This window comes from Mesorhizobium sp. M1E.F.Ca.ET.041.01.1.1, assembly GCF_003997355.1.
GTDB lineage: Bacteria > Pseudomonadota > Alphaproteobacteria > Rhizobiales > Rhizobiaceae > Mesorhizobium.
The window spans coordinates 1-3,361 of sequence record NZ_RZSL01000621.1; the positions used below are offsets into that span (position 1 = coordinate 1).

Annotated in this window: 5 protein-coding genes; 2 read left to right on the forward strand and 3 right to left on the reverse strand. The window is 56.3% G+C overall.

Going from position 1 to position 3,361, the window contains the following annotated elements; genetic code table 11:
- Window positions 1–109: 109 nt before the first annotated feature.
- On the forward strand, window positions 110–763 hold the full coding sequence (locus EOA38_RS31430; RefSeq protein WP_127301053.1) for a hypothetical protein: 654 nt from the start codon (window positions 110–112) through the stop codon (window positions 761–763).
- The gene (locus EOA38_RS31435) at window positions 750–1,265 is read left to right on the forward strand and encodes a hypothetical protein (RefSeq protein WP_127301054.1); all 516 of its coding nucleotides are present in this window, start codon (window positions 750–752) and stop codon (window positions 1,263–1,265) included. Before EOA38_RS31430 ends, EOA38_RS31435 begins: the two co-directional genes overlap by 14 nt.
- Window positions 1,266–1,312: 47 nt before the next feature.
- Here EOA38_RS31435 and EOA38_RS40630 read toward each other — a convergent pair whose 3' ends face one another.
- The 3 genes from EOA38_RS40630 to EOA38_RS31450 all read right to left on the reverse strand — a co-directional run bounded on the left by EOA38_RS40630 (window position 1,313) and on the right by EOA38_RS31450 (window position 3,156).
- Complete coding sequence (locus EOA38_RS40630; protein WP_245480963.1) at window positions 1,313–1,720, reverse strand: hypothetical protein; 408 nt, start codon at window positions 1,718–1,720, stop codon at window positions 1,313–1,315.
- Window positions 1,721–1,962: 242 nt separating this feature from the next.
- Window positions 1,963–2,163, reverse strand: a complete 201-nt coding sequence (locus tag EOA38_RS31445) for a hypothetical protein (RefSeq protein ID WP_127301055.1) — start codon at window positions 2,161–2,163, stop codon at window positions 1,963–1,965.
- Window positions 2,164–2,886: 723 nt separating this feature from the next.
- Entirely contained in the window at window positions 2,887–3,156 is a 270-nt protein-coding gene (locus EOA38_RS31450; protein ID WP_127301056.1) for a hypothetical protein, read from the reverse strand.
- Between the last annotated feature and the right edge of the window lie 205 nt (window positions 3,157–3,361).

Here is a 3,361-nt window from a genome sequence, read left to right on the forward strand (position 1 = left end):
GGGTTCGAATCCCACCCCATCCGCCAGATGGCATTGAAATTATTGTAATTTTCCTTTTTTTGCTCCACTTGCGTACAAAATTGCGAACACCGTGAAAAAGCGCCTCCAAATGACCACCCTGAAGGATCATCTGACTGCCATTAAACGGCAAGAACGTGAATTCCTCAAAACGGCTACGCACGATCTGACCGCCGGGTCGATGTACCTTACTCACATGTTTATCTTGGGAGCAGCACAGCGCACCCTTTCACAGTCGCTCGGGTTTCGGAAAATGATCGAAGGCAGAAACTTTCCATCAGCGACGATCCTTTTGCGAACTCAGATCGACACAGCCATGCGGATCAACGCCCTGCCGCTTATTCAGGACCGTGAGAACAGCATGAAACGCCTGATGGCCAACGAGGTGCAGTTCGACAGACTGACCACCCTGGAAAATGGAAAGCAGGAGCGGCTTACCGACGCCTATCTCCGGAAACACCTGTCGGGGCAATACCCGTGGATCGACAAGGTTTACACCGAAACCTCAGACTTCGTTCATTTGTCGTTCCGCCATCTTTGGACGGCTATTGCCAAGGTCGACGACAACACCAGGACGGCCCATTTCATGCTATCGGGCGTAGATGCAAAGCGGCCCGAAGAAAACTATTTCGAGGTCTGTGAGGCCTTTTTCGAGGTGTCGAAGATCATCTACCAAATGCTCCGCTCTTCGTGGGGGTTGGCCCGACCGCCAAGCCAAGAGGACGTCCAAAATGCTGCCACCTGACTGGTTTTCTGCTGCTTTCAAAGCAGACCCGACAGGCAAGCTTGCCCACGGGATCGAACTGATTGAGAAGTACCGGGAGGCACTTTACCGACAGCACGGGCTCATCTTTGACGCGTGGCGGGCGAAGGACTTCACTCAGGCCCTTGCCCAACTGCATTTCTTCCTCATCTCGCTCGACCGGATGAACGATGGCCTGGCTATGGTCGCGGAGAAGGTCGGCGGCGCGGTAGCCGCATTCATCGCTACCAGAAATTTCGAAGACTATACGGACGCCCGCAACCATTTCGAGCATTTGGACGACCGGCTATTTGGCACCAAAAGGAACGCGCCCGAGCCGATAACCGAGAACGGGGCGACAAGGCTCTTGCATTACGGCCTGTCAGGAAACCAGCAGTTTGCCTGGGGCAAAAAGCGCATCGACATTTCGGACAAGTTTCTGGCGGAATACCAACGCTATGTTGCGCAGTGCCTTGACCTGACCAAAGCGGCTTTCAACCTTTAAAGCAAAAGGCCCGCCACCTGAGGAGCCGGGCCAACTAGCACGTTGGCTCAGCCGTCGACCAGACGCCAACTATACGTCCCCGCTCCACTGATTTGCTTCTGTTCGCCAGCCACACCATCGCGAACGTAGCAACCCCAGGCAAATCCGTAGGGCCATTTCTTGATCACCACGCGCTCAACTCGCATGAAATGGGTGGGCGACTGGACCCATGATTCCTTGATTGCCTTAAACGGCAGTGTGCGGCCGTTGAATTCCCAAAGCTGAAAGATGTTGCGTGCACCTACGATTTCGGTAAGCGGAGGACCAGGTTCAGGTTCCGCGACGCCTTCTCGGAGCTTTAGCAGGCGCCGTCTAGAATCCTCAAGAGCGCTGTGGCAGAGCCGACATAATGTCACCAAGGCGCTTTCAGGGACCAGCAAAGGATTGCCAGTTTCGTTGTAGCCCCAGTTGGTCACCCCTCCGGCTTCGGCCGCTGCCGGTCTCCAATGATGGATATTGAGTAGGTCAGCCGACAGGCAATTCCGACACTTGCGGCCGTCGCGGTCGAGGACCCTTTCCCGCAGCGCGAGCCAATCCGGGTCGTGTAGTTGAGAGGCCGTCGCGGCGCATCGTTTGTCATGTCTACTTCTCGCAGTATGACCAATCCATCACGCTACTTCTAAGTCAGCAAGGCCGCCTCTCGTCCGTTTCCGAGCAGTCAATGCAGCGTTGGTCTCGCGGTGTCATCCTCATCAGCATCAGACGGAAAGCCGGTCTTATCTTCGCGAATTGACTTCATCAGCTCGCGCCAGTTTGCGTCAAGGATTGCGTTGGCCTGCTTCACACCACGCCGATCGCCCAGCAGAAAACCGAACATGAACGTTGCGGCCGAGCCCGAGAGGATCAAGGTTGTCATCATTTAACTCATCTCCCTTTCTTGCTTCCCACATCGCACGAGCGGCAATGCAGGACGTGCAAAGAATTTCAGCATCTCGTGCTGCCAGGAATCGATTTTCCGGGTGACGGAAAACCCATGGCGCCATCGAGAAATTTCAGCCCAATTCATAAGCCGTCACCCCATGTCGGGAGTGACCAATTTCGGGTCGAATTCGCCCCAATTTGGTTTGAATCCGCACCCCAGAACCGGCTCCTGCGCGCCGATGAGTAGCCGAGCCGGACGACAAGGCGCTGGCAGAAGCGTGGGAAAGTGTGACAAGCTCGTTGGCGACACGCGGCGTTTCGAAGTCATGATCGTTGACGGATTCCCCTTTTGTTGACGGGAGCGTTATGACAGCGACGGCGTCGGAAAAATCCGAAAAGCCTGCCGCAATTTTCCGATTTGGGCCCCAGGAGAGTTGATGATGCTGGATTTCCTGAAACGCGCGCCGCGCTGAAACAGCACATCAAATCGGCGCTCGCCGGCTTCCATATCCCGGAGGAATACCACGGGGAATGGAAGGACGATCCGCTGTATGTGCCAGGCGAGCCCATCAGCCTTGTCGATAATCCTGCCGTCGATCGTGCGCGTCGATCCCGTCAGTCATGTGCTGTTCGACCAGATCGTTGACGCTGCGGTTGCCGGCGCCGAAGAGGCTTTGTCAAAGAGATAGAGCAAGCGCGGTGATGGCCGCCCTTCGGCTTCTTACGTCCTAGCGCGCTTGTCGGGGGTCACCGCATGGTTGGCGAACTGTAGGTTCCGGTCGTCGCGGCCGGCGGCGCGGCACTCGTGGCAGTAGATGACCTTTATGAGATCCCAGTGCATGCAGCCCTGATCCGGCCCGAACCGCTTCACCAGCTCGGCAACATCAAGGGTGGCTTTCCGCTTGCATGTGAGGCAATCGACCGACAGACCCGTGCCTGCCTCCAGCTTCTTGCCGAGCGTGTTTTCAACGAAGGGGAATTTCATCGTCATGGCGATCCTCACTTTGACGGGTCGCCGCACCGGAGAGGATTATATTCCTGATCTCTGGCCGATTGCCAAGATGTTACGCGATCACGCCATGTCCTTTTGAGGTAGAGATTAGCTATCTTGCATGTGCGGCGGACCATCAGTTCGCCAGGCCGGCGCCTTCTCGTGGGGGAGAATTGCCTGAGCCCGGCGCCGGTCACCTTAGCCC